The 15,961-nt window shown below is 70.3% G+C and carries 14 protein-coding genes; 11 read left to right on the top strand and 3 right to left on the bottom strand.

What is annotated here, in order from left to right; genetic code table 11:
* Nucleotides 1-6: 6 nt before the first annotated feature.
* From L687_RS24225 to L687_RS24200, 6 genes are all read left to right on the top strand, one after another.
* Nucleotides 7-2,088 carry a beta-galactosidase gene (locus L687_RS24225; protein WP_021198380.1) on the top strand — a complete coding sequence of 694 codons (2,082 nt, stop codon included), beginning with the start codon at nucleotides 7-9 and terminating at the stop codon, nucleotides 2,086-2,088.
* On the top strand, nucleotides 2,085-3,497 hold the full coding sequence (gene gcvPA / locus L687_RS24220) for an aminomethyl-transferring glycine dehydrogenase subunit GcvPA (protein WP_021198379.1): 1,413 nt from the start codon (nucleotides 2,085-2,087) through the stop codon (nucleotides 3,495-3,497). The genes L687_RS24225 and gcvPA overlap by 4 nt, the downstream gene beginning before the upstream one ends.
* On the top strand, nucleotides 3,494-5,077 hold the full coding sequence (gcvPB, locus tag L687_RS24215) for an aminomethyl-transferring glycine dehydrogenase subunit GcvPB (RefSeq protein WP_021198378.1): 1,584 nt from the start codon (nucleotides 3,494-3,496) through the stop codon (nucleotides 5,075-5,077). Before gcvPA ends, gcvPB begins: the two co-directional genes overlap by 4 nt.
* Nucleotides 5,074-6,360, top strand: a complete 1,287-nt coding sequence (locus L687_RS24210; protein ID WP_021198377.1) for an ATP-NAD kinase family protein — start codon at nucleotides 5,074-5,076, stop codon at nucleotides 6,358-6,360. Before gcvPB ends, L687_RS24210 begins: the two co-directional genes overlap by 4 nt.
* Before the next feature lie 51 nt (nucleotides 6,361-6,411).
* On the top strand, nucleotides 6,412-7,170 hold the full coding sequence (locus L687_RS24205; protein WP_021198376.1) for an SDR family NAD(P)-dependent oxidoreductase: 759 nt from the start codon (nucleotides 6,412-6,414) through the stop codon (nucleotides 7,168-7,170).
* A 173-nt stretch (nucleotides 7,171-7,343) separates the two neighbouring features.
* Nucleotides 7,344-8,864 (top strand): SDR family NAD(P)-dependent oxidoreductase, encoded by a 1,521-nt coding sequence (locus L687_RS24200; protein WP_021198375.1) that lies wholly within the window; start codon nucleotides 7,344-7,346, stop codon nucleotides 8,862-8,864.
* Nucleotides 8,865-8,975: 111 nt separating this feature from the next.
* Here the strand turns inward: L687_RS24200 and L687_RS24195 are convergent, their stop codons facing one another.
* The gene (locus L687_RS24195; RefSeq protein ID WP_021198374.1) at nucleotides 8,976-9,314 is read right to left on the bottom strand and encodes a winged helix-turn-helix transcriptional regulator; all 339 of its coding nucleotides are present in this window, start codon (nucleotides 9,312-9,314) and stop codon (nucleotides 8,976-8,978) included.
* 76 nt (nucleotides 9,315-9,390) lie between these two features.
* Between L687_RS24195 and L687_RS24190 the strand changes: the two genes are divergently transcribed.
* Nucleotides 9,391-10,047 (top strand): FMN-dependent NADH-azoreductase, encoded by a 657-nt coding sequence (locus L687_RS24190; RefSeq protein ID WP_021198373.1) that lies wholly within the window; start codon nucleotides 9,391-9,393, stop codon nucleotides 10,045-10,047.
* Nucleotides 10,048-10,312: 265 nt separating this feature from the next.
* Here L687_RS24190 and L687_RS24185 read toward each other — a convergent pair whose 3' ends face one another.
* Nucleotides 10,313-11,395, bottom strand: coding sequence for a sensor histidine kinase (locus L687_RS24185; RefSeq protein ID WP_021198372.1), 1,083 nt, complete (start codon nucleotides 11,393-11,395; stop codon nucleotides 10,313-10,315).
* A 10-nt stretch (nucleotides 11,396-11,405) separates the two neighbouring features.
* Nucleotides 11,406-12,077, bottom strand: coding sequence for a response regulator transcription factor (locus L687_RS24180; RefSeq protein ID WP_021198371.1), 672 nt, complete (start codon nucleotides 12,075-12,077; stop codon nucleotides 11,406-11,408).
* Between the two features lie 87 nt (nucleotides 12,078-12,164).
* Here L687_RS24180 and L687_RS24175 point away from each other — a divergent pair, with 87 nt between their 5' ends.
* Genes L687_RS24175 through L687_RS24160 form a run of 4 tightly spaced genes read left to right on the top strand, consistent with a single transcriptional unit; the run spans nucleotide 12,165 to nucleotide 15,956 of the window.
* On the top strand, nucleotides 12,165-12,833 hold the full coding sequence (locus L687_RS24175; protein ID WP_031206686.1) for a M15 family metallopeptidase: 669 nt from the start codon (nucleotides 12,165-12,167) through the stop codon (nucleotides 12,831-12,833).
* The gene (gene alr / locus L687_RS24170) at nucleotides 12,830-13,954 is read left to right on the top strand and encodes an alanine racemase (RefSeq protein WP_021198369.1); all 1,125 of its coding nucleotides are present in this window, start codon (nucleotides 12,830-12,832) and stop codon (nucleotides 13,952-13,954) included. The genes L687_RS24175 and alr overlap by 4 nt, the downstream gene beginning before the upstream one ends.
* Nucleotides 13,951-14,901, top strand: a complete 951-nt coding sequence (locus L687_RS24165; protein ID WP_021198368.1) for a D-alanine--D-alanine ligase family protein — start codon at nucleotides 13,951-13,953, stop codon at nucleotides 14,899-14,901. The genes alr and L687_RS24165 overlap by 4 nt, the downstream gene beginning before the upstream one ends.
* Entirely contained in the window at nucleotides 14,898-15,956 is a 1,059-nt protein-coding gene (locus L687_RS24160; protein ID WP_021198367.1) for an acyltransferase family protein, read from the top strand. Before L687_RS24165 ends, L687_RS24160 begins: the two co-directional genes overlap by 4 nt.
* The last annotated feature ends 5 nt before the right edge of the window (nucleotides 15,957-15,961 follow it).

The raw sequence follows: 15,961 nt of genomic DNA, 5'->3' as shown, positions 1-15,961 counted from the left end.
GACTTCGTGCCCGCACCCGGTGGCGACCAGCCCACCCGACGCGTCCGCCTCGACGCCCTCGCCTACGGCGGCGACTACAACCCCGACCAGTGGTCGGAAGAGATCTGGCACGAAGACATCCGCCTGATGCGCGAAGCCGGCGTGAACATGGTGAGCCTGCCGATCTTCAGCTGGCCGCAGCTGGAGCCGGAGCCCGGTGTCTACGACTGGGCATGGCTCGACCGCATCATCGATCTGCTGTGGGAGGCGGGCATCGCGATCGACCTCGCCACCGCCACCGCGACCCCGCCGTCGTGGCTGCTGCGCGCCCACCCCGAGATGGCGCCGTGGGATGCCGACGGGCACCGGCTCGAGTTCGGATCGCGCCAGACGTACTGCCCGTCATCGCCGGTCTGGCGCGAGAACGTCGCCCGCATGACCAGGGCCATGGCCGAGCGCTACGGTGAGCACCCCGGCCTCGCGATGTGGCACATCTCGAACGAGTACGGCGACCACACCTCGCGGTGCTGGTGCCCCGAGTCGGCCCGGCACTTCCGGCGCTGGCTGCAGGACCGCTACGGCGATCTGGACGGTCTGAACGAGGCCTGGGGTGTGAACGTGTGGGGTCAGCGCTACACCTCGTGGGAGCACATCGAGACGCCGAAGAAGGCGCCCGGCCCTGTCAACCCGACCAAGCTGCTTGACTTCGAGCGCTTCTCGTCTGACGCCCTTCTGGAGCTGTTCCAGGTCGAGATCGATGTGCTGCGCGAGGTCACCCCCGACATCGCGGTGACCACGAACTTCATGAGCATGTTCCGCGACCTGGACTACTGGGACTTCGCCGCCGTCGAAGACGTGGTGACCGATGACGCCTACCCCGAGCCCGCCGACCCGACATCGCACGTCGGCGCGGCTCTCAACTACGGCCTGATGCGCTCGCTCAAGGGCGGACAGCCCTGGCTGCTGCTGGAGTCATCTGCCAGCGCGACCAGCTGGCGCGACGTGAACGTGCCGAAGGCGCCGGGCAAGATCCGCATCGAGAGCCTGCAGGCCGTCGCCCACGGCTCCGACGCGGTGATGTTCTTCCAGTGGCGCCAGGCCAAGTACGGCCAGGAGAAGTTCCACTCGTCGATGCTCGGCCACCGCGGGGAGCGCTCACGCAGCTTCCGGGAGACCAAGGCGCTGGGGCTCGAACTCAAGAAGCTCGAGCAGGTGCGGGGAACCCGGGTGCGCTCGCGCGTGGCGCTGGTCGTCGACTGGGACTCCTGGTGGGGGACCAGCGCGGTCGAGTCGCTGCCCTCGCAGCGGCTGCAGTGGGTACAGCAGGCGCGCGCGTGGCACCGAGCGCTATACACGCTCGGTCAGCCGGTGGATGCCGTTCGCGCCACCGGCCCCTTCGACGCCTACGACGTGGTCGTCGTGCCGAACCTCTACATCGTCGAGCAGCCGCAGGCCGAGGCGCTCGCCGCCTTCGTGGAGCGCGGCGGGCACCTCGTGGTCGGACCGTTCTCGGGAGTGGTGGACGCCACGGAGAAGGTGCACGACGGCGGAGCCCCCGGGTTGCTGCGAGACCTGCTCGGCATCGAGGTCGACGAGCAGTGGCCGATCGCCGACGGTCTGACCGAGAGCATCGACTTTGCGGGCGAGCGCCTGAGCGTGCCCTCGTGGAGCGAGTGGCTCGAAGCGGATGATGATGTCGAGGTACGCGGGGCGTACGCGAGCGGCGAGCTCGAAGGGTTGCCCGCGGTGACCCGTCGCACGACGGGGGCGGGGTCGGCCTGGTACGTCAGTGCGATGTTCGACCCTGAGGGCCTGCTCCCGGTCTTCCGTGATGTGCTGCGCACCGCCGGCGTTCCCGCCCGCGAGCGCACCGACGTCGAGGTCGAGGTCGTCACCCGTGCCGACGACACCACCGACTACACCTTCTATCTGAACCACGGGCGCTCCCCCGTCGCGTTCGAGATCCCGACCCCGGGCGTCGACCTGCTCACCGGCATCCGTCACGCGGACCGGCTCCAGCTCGACCGTTACGGCGTCGCCGTTCTCGCCGCACCCCGCGCTGCCTCCATCCCTTTTGCCACCCTGATCCCCGAGAAGGAGGACGCATGACCGCCCCGTTCGTGCATCCGTACATCCCCAACACCGCCCCGGCCTCCCGAGCGGCGATGCTCGCGGCCGTCGGCGCCGCCTCGGTCGACGAGTTCTACGCCGACATCCCGGAGTCGCTGCGACTCGGACGTCCGCTCGACCTTCCGACCCCGTTCGCGGCCGAGCAGGACCTCGCCCGCCACGTGCGGGGGCTGCTCGCCAAGAACCGTTCGACCCAGGAGCGGCTGAGCTTCCTCGGCGCGGGCACCTACAACCACTACGTGCCCGCCGTGGTGGACGAGGTCATCGGCCGCAGCGAGTTCCTGACCGCGTACGCCGGTGAGCCCTACGAGGACCACGGTCGCTTCCAGGCCCTGTTCCAGTACCAATCGCTGATGGCCGAGCTGCTCGAGATGGACGTCGTGAACGTGCCGACCTACGACGGCTACCAGGCGACGGCGACCGGCCTCACGATGTCGGGGCGACTCACGGGCCGCGGGCGGGTGCTGGTCGTCAGCGACGTGCTGCCGGCGAAGCTCGCGAAGGTGCACGACTACGTCCGCGCGCACCTGACGCTCGAGCTCGTACCCACCGTCGGCGGTACGGCCGACGTCGCCGCCGTTCGCGCGGCGCTGGGCGATGACGTGGCCGCGGTCTGGATCGAGACGCCGAGCGCCACCGGCGCCGTGGAGGCGTCCCTGCAGGAGATCTCGGATGCCGCCCACGCGGCCGGCGCCGTGGTCGTCGTCGGCACCGACCCCATCGGCTACGGCGTCCTCGCCCCGCCCTCGGTCTCGGGAGCGGACATCGTCACCGGCGACATCCAGTCCCTCGGCCTGCACCAGTGGTTCGGCGGCGCCCACGGCGGGTTCATCGCCGTGCATGACGACCCGACCTTCGTGATGGAGATGCCGTCGCGCCTGTTCGGGCTCGCCACCACCGACGTGCCCGGCGAGTACGGCTTCGGCGATGTGGCCTACGACCGCACCTCGTTCGCACACCGCGAGGAGGGGAAGGAGTGGGTCGGCACGGCCGCGGCCCTCTGGGGCATCGCCGCCGGGGTGTACCTCGCGCTGATGGGACCGGCCGGGATGGCCGAGCTCGGCGAGGTGCTGCTCGCCCGCACCCGGTACGCGCAGCAGGCACTCTCCGCAGTGGCGGGTGTCTCCCTCGACGACGACGCCGTGCACCTGCGCGAGTTCACGGTGACCTTCGCCGACGTCACGGCCGAAGCGGTCGTCACGGCGCTCCGCACCAAGGGCATCGAGCCCGGCGTGGTCGTGGGGGAGCACCAGCTGCTCGTCTGCGTCACCGAGCTCACCACCCAGGCCGACATCGACACCCTGGCGGGCGCGCTCGCCGAGGTCACGACATCCGACGCGTCTTCATCCCATGCATCACACCAGGCTGCGAAGGAGCAGAACCGATGAGTCTTCCCGTCGCCCCGAAGCCGACGCTGCGCCGCTTCCAACAGGCTCGCTGGGATGAGCCGATCATCTTCGAGCTGAGCACCCCCGGTGAACGCGGCGTGCTGGTGTCGCAGGTCGAGCCCGGCGTTCGCGAGGCCGTGGGCGACGTGGTGGCCGCGCTGCCCGCCTCCCTGCGCCGTGCCGCGAAGCCGAACCTGCCCGAGATGGGGCAGATGCGCGTGCTCAAGCACTACCTGCGCCTGTCGCAGGAGAATCTCGGCGCCGACTTCAACGTCGACATCGGCCAGGGCACCTGCACCATGAAATACGCCCCGAAGATCAACGACCAGCTCGCGAACACGCCGCAGCTCACCGCGATGCACCCGCACCAGGATCCGGCCGATGCGCAGGGCGTGCTCGAGATCGTCTGGCAGCTGGAGCGGGTGCTCGCCGAGATCTCCGGCATGGACGAGGTGTCGCTGCACACGCAGGGCGGCTCGGCGGCGATCTGGTCGAACATCGCCATGATCCGGGCCTTCCATGAGGCGAACGGCGAAGGCGAGCAGCGTCGCGAGGTCATCACCACGATCTTCAGCCACCCCTCGAACGCGGCCGCTGCGAAGGCGGCAGGCTATGAGGTCATCACGGTCTACCCCGACGCCGAGGGCTATCCGTCGCTCGACGCGTTGAAGGCCGCCCTGTCGCCCCGCACCGCGGCGATCATGGTCACGAACCCGGAGGACACCGGCATCTACAATCCGGCGATCCGGGAGTGGGTCGACGCTGCGCACGCGGTCGGAGCCCTCGCCTCCTACGACCAGGCCAACGCGAACGGCATCCTCGGGGTCACGCGCGCCCGCGATGCCGGCTTCGACGTGTGCCACTTCAACCTGCACAAGACCTTCGGCACCCCGCATGGCAGCGGCGGACCCGGCTCGGGCGCCAACGCCGTGAGCGCGGCCCTCGCCCCGTTCCTGCCGGGGCCACGTGTGGTGCGTGACGACGACGGGACCTTCGCCGTGACCGAGGCGGGGGAGCTGTCGATCGGCGCGGTCGGCCCGTTCTTCGGCGTCATCCCCGCGCTCGTGAAGGCCTACTCGTGGATCATGGCACTGGGGGCTCCGGGGCTGCTCGCCGCGGCAGAGACCGCCGTGCTGAACAACAACTACCTGATGGCTCGCGTTCTCGGGATCCCCGGAGCCTCGGCGCCGTACGCGACCGGCCGCCGTCGCATCGAGCAGGTGCGTTACTCGTGGGAGGGGCTGTACCAGGAGACCGGCATCTCGTCGGAGGAGATCGGCGTGCGCATGTCCGACTTCGGGATGCACTACTGGACGAGTCACCACCCCTACGTGGTGCCGCAGCCGTTCACACTCGAGCCGACCGAGTCGTACTCGATGGCAGAGCTCGATGAATATGCGGCGACCCTGGCCGAAGTGGCACGCGAAGCACGCGAGAACCCCGAGGTGGTGCGCACCGCCCCGCACAACCAGACCGTGCACCACACGCACCATGACGACCTGGACGACCCGGAGCGGTGGGCGATCACGTGGCGCGCGTATCAGCGGAAGTACTTCCCCGCGGAGTCTGTCGCGTCATGATCGGAGTCGTCGTCAATCCTGTCGCCGGTGTCGGCGGGCCCGCGGGCCTCGCCGGCTCCGACGGTGCGGACGTGCAGCGCAGCGCCCTTGCGCGTGGTGCCCGCTCGCGCGCCCAGGAGCGGGCGGTCCTCGCCCTGACGACGCTCGCCGAACGGCATCCGGGACTCGTGGTCGCGACCGTCGCCGGTGCGATGGGGGCCGACGCGGTGCGTGCAGCGGGACTCGTGTCGCGCGTCGTCGGGGTGGGCGCGCGCGATGCGGGCTCGGCGGGATTGCCTGAGGCGGCGGGGGTGACGGAGGCGGCGGATACCTCGCGTGCGGTCGCAGCGTTGGCCGCGGCAGGGGCCGATCTGATCCTCGTCGTGGGCGGGGACGGCACCCTGCGCGACGCGGTCTCGGGGCTCGGTGCCGTGGGGCATCCGTGGGGTGAAAGGGTGGATGGCGGGAGAGGCGACGACGGACCTGCACTCGAGGCCGAAAACTCCCGACAGGTGCACGGTCAGGGCGGATCGGGCACGCGTACGCCGCGGCTCGGTCTGCCGGCGGTCCTCGGAGTTCCGGCAGGAGTGAAGATGTACTCGTCCGTGTTCGCGGTCAGTCCGCGGGCGGCGGGATCGATCGCCGCGGACTGGGTCGACCACGACGGGCTGCCGACCGAGGAGCGCGAGGTACTAGACATCGACGAGGCGTCGATGCGGCGCGCCCGCGTCGACCCCACGCTGTATGGAATGCTCCGGGTGCCCCATCGTTCGGGCCGCACGCAGGCGCGCAAGGCGCCGACGCCGGTCACCGAAGCGGCCGCGGTCGAGGCCGCGGCCCGCGGGGCCGTCTCCCGCATGCGGCCGGGCGTGCGTTATCTCCTCGGCCCCGGCGGCACGATCGCCGAGATCACCCGGCAGCTCGGCGTCGAAGGTTCCCCGCTGGGCGTCGACGTCGTTCTCGACGGTGCCATCCTCGTCCGCGGGGCGAGTGAGCAGGAGCTGCTCGACCAGATCGCCCAGGGCCCCGCGCAGGCCGTCGTCACCGTGATCGGCGGGCAGGGATTCCTGCTCGGGCGCGGCAACCAACAGCTCTCGGCACCTGTGCTGCGTGCGCTCGGCGACGACCCGCTCCTCGTCGTCGCCCCCGAGCAGAAGCTCATCGACCTGCACGGACGCCCGCTCCTCGTCGACACCGGCGACCCGGAACTCGATGCGAGATTCGCCGGGCACGTCCGCATCATCACCGGCGTCGGCACCCGCAGCCTGTATGCCGTGAATGCGCCCGAACTCACTCTCGCCTGACATATCCCGACCCCCGACAGACCCGTCTGAACGAACCTGAAAGGACACCCCATGCGTCTCGAGAACAAGAAGGCCATCGTCACCGGCGGTGCCGGCGGCATCGGTCGCGCGACGTCGCTCGCGCTCGCCGCCGAGGGCGCGGCGGTCGCCGTCGTCGACCTGAACGCGGATGCGGCCGAAGCCGTCGCGGAGGAGATCCGCGCGACCGGCGGCACGGCCGTCGCGATCGCCGCCGACGTCGCGAGCGAGCCCGACATCGAGCGGGTGATCGCGACCTCCGTGGCCGAGCTCGGCGGAGTGAACGTCGTCTTCAACAACGCCGGGATCATCCGTCGCACCACCGCCGTCGAGACGACCGTCGAAGAGTGGGACCGTGTGTTCGGCGTGAACGTGCGCTCGATCTTCCTGATGTGCAAGCACATCGTTCCGGTCATGGAGGCGGCGGGTGGAGGCTCGATCATCAACACCGGATCGGGCTGGGGCCTCAAGGGCGGTGGCCAGGCCATCTCCTACTGCGCCTCGAAGGGCGCGGTCGTGAACATGACGCGCGCGCTCGCGATCGACCACGGTCCCGCCGGCATCCGGGTGAACTCGGTCAACCCCGGCGACGTGAACACCGGGATGCTGCGGGAGGAAGCGCGTCAGCTGGCGCAGGACACCAACGCGTTCCTCGCCGAAGCCGCCGATCGCCCGCTGCGCCGCATGGGCGAGCCGAGCGAGGTCGCACAGGCCGTGGTGTGGCTCGCGAGCGACGACTCCTCGTACGTCACGGGCTCGGCGCTCGTCGTCGACGGCGGGGGCATCGCCTAGCGAGGTGTCGCCACGGGGGACGTGTGTGCGTCGAGAGCACGGGATCTCGCCGAGCGCACGGCTCTTCGGCGTTGATACGCCGTGCGCTCGGCGACACGCCGTGCACTCGGCACCGGGGGCGAGGGCGAGGGCGGCGGGGCGGATGCCCAGGACACTCGCGTAAAATCGGGACAATGACCGACGCCCCCTCCGACGCTGCACCCGACCTCGGACCGGGCGTCGACTCCGAAGATCTCGCCACCACGCTGCGCGTGCTGCGCGAGCTGCACCGGATCGACAACGAGCACCCCGATTTCATCGCGGTACGCCAGGCCACCGCGGCGATGTTCAAAGACGTCAAGCGCGTGCGCCGCAAGCAGATCCGCGACGCTATCGCCGAGGCCGACAAGGCCGTGGTCGCCCGCACCGCCACCGGGGCGCCCGACCGCATCGACGACGAGACCCGCGGCCATGACCTCGCCACGAGCGTGGTCGACGCCCCGATCGCTGGCGAACTGCTGAAGCCGCGCAACTGCTACATCTGCAAGCAGCCGTACACCGTGGTCGACGCGTTCTACCACCAGCTCTGCCCGGACTGCGCCCGCTTCAGCCACGGCAAGCGCAACGCCCGCACCGACCTCACCGGCAAGCGCGCCCTGCTCACGGGCGGCCGCGCCAAGATCGGCATGCACATCGCGCTGCGGCTGTTGCGTGACGGCGCGCACACCACGATCACGACCCGCTTCCCGCGCGATGCCGTGCGACGCTTCTCGGCGCTGCCCGACTCGGCGGACTGGCTGCACCGCCTGCGGGTGGTCGGCATCGACCTGCGCGATCCCGCCCAGGTGATCGGCCTCGCCGACTCCGTCGCCGCGCAGGGGCCGCTCGACATCCTCATCAACAACGCCGCGCAGACAGTGCGCCGCTCGCCGGGGGCGTACTCGCTGCTGGCGGATGCCGAGCTACAGCCCCTCCCCGACGGACCCCTGCCCGAGATGGAGACCTTCGGGCACACGGCCGACCCGCACCCGCAGGCGCTGCAGGCTTCGGTCGACGCGCATCCGCTGCTGTCTGTGGCCGCGCTCGGTGGCACGGTCGCCGAGCAGGGTGGCCAGGCGCTCACCGCGGAAGACCTCGCACGACTCGCGATGGCCCCCGGATCGTCGTCGCTCGAGAAGCACGCCGATGGCACCGCGATCGACGCCGGCGGGCTCGTGCCCGACGTGAACCGCGTGAACAGCTGGGTGCAGTCGATCGAGCAGGTCGACCCGCTCGAGATGCTCGAGGTGCAGCTCGCCAATACGACGGCGCCGTTCCTGTTGATCAGCCGCCTGCGCGCGTCGATGGCCGCATCCGACTCCCACCGCAAGTACGTCGTGAACGTCTCGGCCATGGAGGGCCAGTTCTCCCGCCGGTACAAGGGACCGGGCCACCCGCACACGAACATGGCCAAGGCCGCTCTCAACATGCTCACACGCACGAGCGCGGGCGAGATGCTCGAGAAGGACGGCATCCTGATGACCGCCGTCGACACCGGCTGGATCACCGACGAGCGTCCGCACTACACGAAGGTGCGCCTCGCCGAGGAGGGCTTCCATGCCCCGCTCGATCTGGTCGACGGCGCCGCCCGCGTGTACGACCCGATCGTGCGCGGCGAGGCCGGCGAAGACATCCACGGCGTGTTCCTGAAGGACTACGAGCCCAGCCCCTGGTGACGGGTGTGGGGCTTCCACCTGCATGAGAAGGCCCCGGATGCATGAGGGTTACTCGGTGTGTTCGCATGCATCCGTTGATCGGTCATGCGGGTGGCAGACGGATGAAACGTCTTAGTGGGCGCGCGCGGCGAGATTCGCCGAGGCCCACTGCCCGAGTTGGTTCAGGATCGGCAGGAGTCCTTCCCCTGCGGGCGTGAGTGCGTACGACACGGTCACAGGCGGGCCGGCGTCGACCGTGCGGGCCACGAGTCCGGCCTCGGCGAGTTCAGCGAGGCGGTCGGAGAGCACGGTGTCGCTGATTCCGGCGACGGCCCGACGCAGAGCGACGAAGGTCGATGGACCCCCGCCGAGCGACGACACGATCATGCCGTTCCACCGCTTTCCGAGCACGCTGAAGGCGAGTGTGACGGCAACATCGCACACCTGACGCTCTTCGTCGACCTCGGCCATGCCTTCATCCTATCGTGCTACGTTAATCACTGCCGCTAAGAAAAACCTAGCGACTACGAAAACGAGAGGTAGGCCCATGTCCCTGTTCCGCCTGGATGCCAGCATCCTTCCCGCGTCGTCCGCCAGCCGAGCGCTCGCCGACCTCGTCGAGGCCGAGTGGACCGCGTCCCACCCCGACTCCACGGTCACCCGCCGCGACCTGGCGAGCGACCCGGTGCCCGCGACCGCCTGGACGGATGCCGTGACCGGCGGCTTCGTCGACGAGGCCCAGCGCACTCCCGCGCAGAACGATGCCCGCGCTCTCGCCTCGCAGTTCGCCGATGAGCTGATAGGCGCCGACGCGCTCCTGTTCGCGGTGCCGCTGTACAACTACGGCGTCTCGCAGCACTTCAAGACCTGGTTCGACCTGGCCTACACCGACGCGCGCATCGACCCGACCGGCACTGCGCTGAACGGCAAGCCCGCCACGCTGGTCACCGTGCTCGGCGGCAACTACGCGGCCGGCTCGCCCAAGGAGGGCTGGGACCACTCGACCGGTTGGCTGCGCCGCGTGCTCGAAGACGTCTGGGGCCTCGACCTGCGCGTCGTGCAGCGTCCGTTCACCCTGGTCGGCGTGAACCCGGCCCTCGACGCCTTCGCCGACACGGCGCGCGAGCTCAAGGAGAACGCCGAGGCCGACGCTCGCACCTACGGTCGCGAGCTCGCCGCGACGCGCGACCCCCGCGTGGCCTGAGTCGAGCGGCATCCGGTTCGTCTTCGGCGTCGCGTCGGGTATCGGGTTCGGGTATTTGGTCGGGCGTTCGGTTCACCCGTCGGAAGGATGCACGGATGTAGGGCGGGAGACCGCCTACCGGCCCGACATCCGTGAAATCCTCCGACATCTGAACCGGGCGGACGTGAGGGCCTCGGCCGAGGGGACGTGAACCGGGGTGGACCCGAGGGGCACCGAACCCGGGACGTGAACGGGAGGGCGTGAACCACGACCGACCGGCGTGCGGTCAGGCGGGAGGCTCCACCGGGTAGGGATGCGGGAGCCACACCGTCACGATCAGGCCGCCGTCCATGCGCGGGGTGAGCACCAGTGTCCCGCCGTGCGCCTGGGTGATGCGGTCGACGATCGCGAGGCCGAGCCCCGCTCCGGCGTGATCGTCGCTGCGGGTGCGCTCGGCTCCGCGCTGGAATGGCTCGACGAGCGTCGCCACACGGTGGGCGGGGAGCACCTCGCCGGTGTTCTCGACGACCAGCGCGACCGCATGGGGCATCGAGTGGGTGCGCACGGCGACGGCTCCGCCGGACGGCAGGTTGTGCACGATCGCGTTGAGCACGAGGTTCGTCACCAGCTGCGGCAGGAGGGCGGCGGAGCCGAGCACCGGTGCCGGTACGCCGCCCACCTCCACGGCGACACCGCGACGATCCGCGAGGGGCACCAGCGCCTCGACTGCTCCCTCCGCGAGGAGCGACAGATCGACGATCTCGCGGGTGAACGTTCGTCGGTCCGCCCGGCTGAGCAGCAGCAGTGCCTCGGTGAGGTCGATCGCGCGGGTGTTGACCTGTTGCAGGCGTGAGATCAGCTCGTCGACGTCGCGCTCCGGGTCGTCGTGCGCGACCTCGAGCAGCGTCTGCGAGATCGCGAGAGGTGTGCGCAGTTCGTGCGAGGCGTTGGCGGCGAATCGCTGCTGTTCCGCGACGTGCGCCTCGAGCTGTTCGAGCATCGAGTCGAAGACGTCGGCGAGGTCGCGGAACTCGTCGCGGGGGCCGGGGAGAGCGATCCGATGGGAGAGCGATCCCTGCGCGGCCAGCCGCGCCGCGTCGCCGATGCGCTCCAGCGGCGCCAGCATCCGTCCGGCGAGCAGCCATCCGCCCCCCAGGCCCAGGGCGAGCAGCACGACCATGACGGTGGAGGCGACCGGCACGAAAGCCCGGATCAGGTCGGAGCGGTTCGGCACGCGGACCTCGAAGTACGGGATCTGCACGTCCGGCACGTACCGCAGCAGATACAGAGCCACGGCGGCGAGAAGCAGGAGTCCCGACACCAGCACGATCCCCGCATAGCTGAGGGTGAGCTTGAGGCGGGCGCTCATCCCGCGGCGTCTACGCATCGGCGTCCGTCCCGATCCGGTACCCGACGCCGGGCACCGTCAAAATCAGCCACGGCTCGCCCAGGCGCTTGCGCAGCGACGACACCGTGATGCGCACCGCGTTGGTGAACGGGTCGGCATTCTCGTCCCAGGCGCGCTCCAGCAGCTCCTCGGCGCTGACCACTCCGCCATCGGCATCGACCAGCACCTCCAGCACCGCGAACTGCTTGCGCGTCAGTGCGACGTAGCGGTCGTCGCGGTACACCTCGCGACGGAAGGGGTCGAGGCGCAGCCCTGCGACCTCGAGCACGGGCGGCCGGCTGCGCTGACGGCGACGGTCGAGGGCGCGCAGTCGCAGGACGAGTTCGCGCAGCTCGAACGGCTTGGTGAGGTAGTCGTCCGCGCCGATCTCGAAGCCGGTCGCCTTGTCATCGAGGCGGTCGGCGGCGGTCAGCATCAGGATCGGGATGCCGCTGCCGGAGGCCACGATCCACCGGGCGATGTCGTCGCCGGAAGGGCCGGGAACGTCGCGGTCGAGCACGGCGAGGTCGTAGGAGTTGATGCTCAGCAGTTCGAGCGCGGTGTCGCCGTCGCCCGCGATATCGGCGGCGATCGCCTCCAGTCGCAGTCCGTCACGTACCGCCTCGGCGAGGTAGGGCTCGTCCTCGACGATCAGTACACGCATGGCTGCGATCCTACGCACTGCGGTATATCGCGAGCATATGCAAAAGCGCATACGCCCCGGCAACCGGCCCCCTTCTTCACTGGGAGCATGAACACCCGCACCATCCCCCATCCACCGCGAGTGCGTCGCCGTCGCCGTGTCGTCGTCACGCTGATCGCGATCGCTGCGGCCGTGATCCTCGCGTTCGCGGTGCAGCAGTCGCTGTCCGCGGCATTCGCCGATGCGGCGCACACGATCCCCTCGCCCGCCCCGACGCCCGTTCCGACCGGGGGATCCGCCGGCTCGGTGGTCGCCCCGACCGAGGCCGACGGTGTGATCCTCGACGATGACAAGCCCACGGTCTTCGAGGTCGACAGGGTCGCCGTCGGCAACCTCGACCCCGCTCTGCTCGCGGCGCTGCAGCGCGCCGCGTCCGACGCCGAGGCCGACGGGGTGACCATCCGTGTGAACAGCGGATGGCGTTCTCCCGCGTTGCAGGAGTGGATGCTGCAGGATGCCATCGTCCAGTACGGATCAGAAGAAGAGGCGCGCCGCTGGGTGGCCACCCCCGAGACCTCGGAGCACGTGACGGGCGATGCGGTCGACCTCGGACCGTGGTCGGCGCTCGACTGGCTCGCCCAGCGCGGCTCGCGCTACGGCCTCTGCCAGATCTACGCGAACGAGTCGTGGCACTACGAGCTGCGCCCCGACGCCGTCGACGACGGATGCCCCGAGATGCTCGCCGACCCGACCGCCGACCCGAGGACGAAGCGATGACCACCCTTCTCGCCACCGAGCGCACCACGTACTCGCGTCTGCACGCGCCGACGCTCCACACCCTTCCCGGTGCCGTCGCCGAGAACCTGCGCCGTGTGCAGGCCGTGACCGCCGTGCCGATCATGGCCGTGGTGAAGGCCGACGGCTATGGGCACGGGGCCGTCGTCGTGGCCAGGGCCGCGGTCGCCGCCGGAGCCGGATGGCTGGGGGTGACCGATGTCGCCGAGGCGGTCGCGCTCCGCGATGCCGGGCTCGATGTGCCGATCCTCTCCTGGTTGAACCCGTCAGGTGTCGACGCGGACGTCGCCGCGGAGCACCGCATCGACATCGCCGTCGGTTCGGTCGAAGAGCTGCGCCAACTGATCGCCGATGCCGAGGATCCGGTACGCGTGCACCTGCATCTCGACACCGGCATGGCGCGGGGAGGATGCCCTCTCGACGACTGGTCCGAGCTGTTCCGGCTGGCGCGTACCGGGCGGGGCAGGGTCGAGATCACGGGGGTCATGGGGCATCTGCCGCGCGCCGATGAGGCCGACCCGGCGGCGAACGCGGCAGCGATGCTCCGGATGCGACAGGGGCGCGACGCCGTGCTGCGCGCAGGACTCGGCCCCGTGCTCGTGCATCTCGCCGCGACGTCCGGAGCGCTGACCGACCCGGCGACCCATTTCGGCATGGTGCGGATCGGGGCGGGACTCGTTGGGATCGACCCGTCGGAGACGACCGCGCTGGTGGGGGCCGCGCGCTGGACGGCACCGGTCGTGCACAGCGTGCGCGTGCCGGAAGGAACCGCGGTCGGTTACGGAGGCGGGGCGGTGACCGATCGGGAGACGCACCTGGCCGTCGTCGGCGTCGGGTACGCCGACGGCATCCCGCGGGAACGGGAAGCGGGCGCCGGCGTGGAGATCGACGGGGTGAGGTATCCGCTCGTCGGGAGGGTGTCCATGGATCAGATCGTGATCGACACCGGCGCCGTGCGGTTCCCCCGGGGCACGATCGCAACCGTGTTCGGACCCGAAGGGGGAGCCGTGCCGTCGGTGCAGGAGTGGGCGCGGTGGGCGGGAACCATCCCGCACACGATCGTCACCGGAATCGGGCCGCGAGTGCAGAGGAGTGTCGCATGACGACGAAGGTGCTGGTCATCGGCGGGGGACAGAACGCCGAGCACGAGGTGTCGCTGGCATCGGCAGCCGCGGTCGCAGCGGCCTTGCGGATGGGCGATCACGAGGTCACGTGCGTGACGATCGACCGTGACGGGATCTGGCGCGTCGAGGGCCGCCCGCACGGGGGCTCGGCCGCCGAGTCGCTCGCCCTCGCCCTTCCGCTGTTCACGCGGACCGACGTGGTCTTCCCCGCGGTGCACGGTGCCCCGGGCGAGGATGGTGCCCTCGCGGCGCTGTGCGCCCTCGCCGGCGTACGTGTGGTCGGCTCGGGCCTGCGCGCCGGAGCCATCGGCATGGACAAGTGGACGACGAAGCTGGTGGCTGATGCCGTCGGGCTGGGCACCGCACGCGGTCGCCTGGTCTCGGCCGACGACATCGGAGACGTGGAGTTCGAGGGCGAGGTCGTGGTGAAGCCGGTGTCGTCCGGATCCAGCCACGGTGTGGGTCTCGTGACGCGGGAGGAGGATCTGCTCGCCGCGCTGCACGAGGCCGCGCGCTTCGACCGCCGGATCCTGGTCGAAGAGGTCGTGCGGGGGCGTGAGATCGACGTGGCGGTGCTGCGTGAGAAGGGCGGCATCCGCTGGGCCGCTCCGCCCCTCGAGATCCACGCGACGGGATTGTTCGACACGGCCACCAAGTACGACGGCAGCGCGCGGTTCACGGTTCCGGCGCAGCTCGACGCCGGTGAGGTGTCGGCACTCAAGCGGGCGGCGATCGCCGTGTTCGATGCCCTCGGATGCGAGGGCGTGGCGAGGATGGACTTCTTCCTGACCGACCGCGGTCCGGTGCTGAACGAGGTCAACACGATGCCGGGGCTGACCGCGGCATCGCAGGTGCCGCGGATGTTCGCCGCGGCGGGGGTGACCTACGTCGACCTGGTGGCACGGCTCGTGCGCGCGGCGTCGTGACGGCGGCTCCCGCGCCACGCGTCGGATGGCCCGATGTCGCGAAGGGCATCTGCATCATCCTGGTGGTGCTCTGGCACGTCGTGACCAAGCACGCGATCGAGGCCCCGGGTGCGGGGCCGGTCACCGACGCCTGGGCGACGCTGAACGCCCAGCTGCTGCCGTTGCGGATACCGCTGTTCTTCCTGGTCTCCGGGATGTTCGCCGCACGCGCGGTGCTCGTCGACGACGGCAGTTCCTGGCGGCGGCGCGCGGCACGGCTGACGATGCTCTACATCGTCTGGGTCGTCATCCAGACGTTCGTGCTCGCTCTGGCTCCCGACTTCGACACGGCTCGGGCGACCAGCGGGTGGGAGCTGCTCGCGCAGCTGACCATCAGCCCGACGAACCTCTGGTATCTGCTCGCGCTCGCGGTGTACCTGGCGATCGGTCGACTGAGTCGCCGCATCCCGGCGGTCGTGGTGCTGCCGGTCGCCTTCGTGATCGCGGCGGTCGCCGGGGCCGGGGTCATCCCCGACCTCGGCAACCTGTGGCAGCTGGTGCAGAATCTGTTCTTCTTCCTCATGGGGCTGCGGCTGCGCGCGGTCGTCGAACGGTTCGCGAAGAGCATCAGGGTGTGGAGCACCGTCGCGCTCGCCGCCGTGTACGTCGCGGCGCTGGCCGTCGTGGCGGGCCTGGCCATCCGCCTGCTGCCGGGCGTGTGGCCCGCGCTCGCCCTGATCGCGGTGGCGTTCGGGGTGTCGCTCAGCGTGCTCCTGGACCGCCACGTCGACGTGGTCGCGCGGCCCCTGCGCTGGATCGGACAGCGCACCCTGCCGATCTACGTGCTGCACATGATGCCCCTCGCCCTCATCGATGCGGTCCTGCGCTCGACGCGCGGGCGGACGACGGACGTGGTCGAGGCCGTCGCACCCATCCTTCTCACCGCGATCGTGATCGGGATCTGCCTGGGTGTGCATGCGCTGCTCGTGCGCTTCGGGCTCGGGGCGCTGTTCGATCCGCTGCGGGTGACCGACCGCTTCACGGCACGGCTGGTGCCTCGCGGGGGAGAGGGATGACGCCG

This window comes from Microbacterium maritypicum MF109 (assembly GCF_000455825.1).
In the GTDB taxonomy this organism is placed as follows: Bacteria; Actinomycetota; Actinomycetes; order Actinomycetales; family Microbacteriaceae; genus Microbacterium; species Microbacterium maritypicum_A.
The sequence above is the reverse complement of the archived record's forward strand: the minus strand, read 5'-3'. Positions and strand labels throughout refer to the sequence as shown.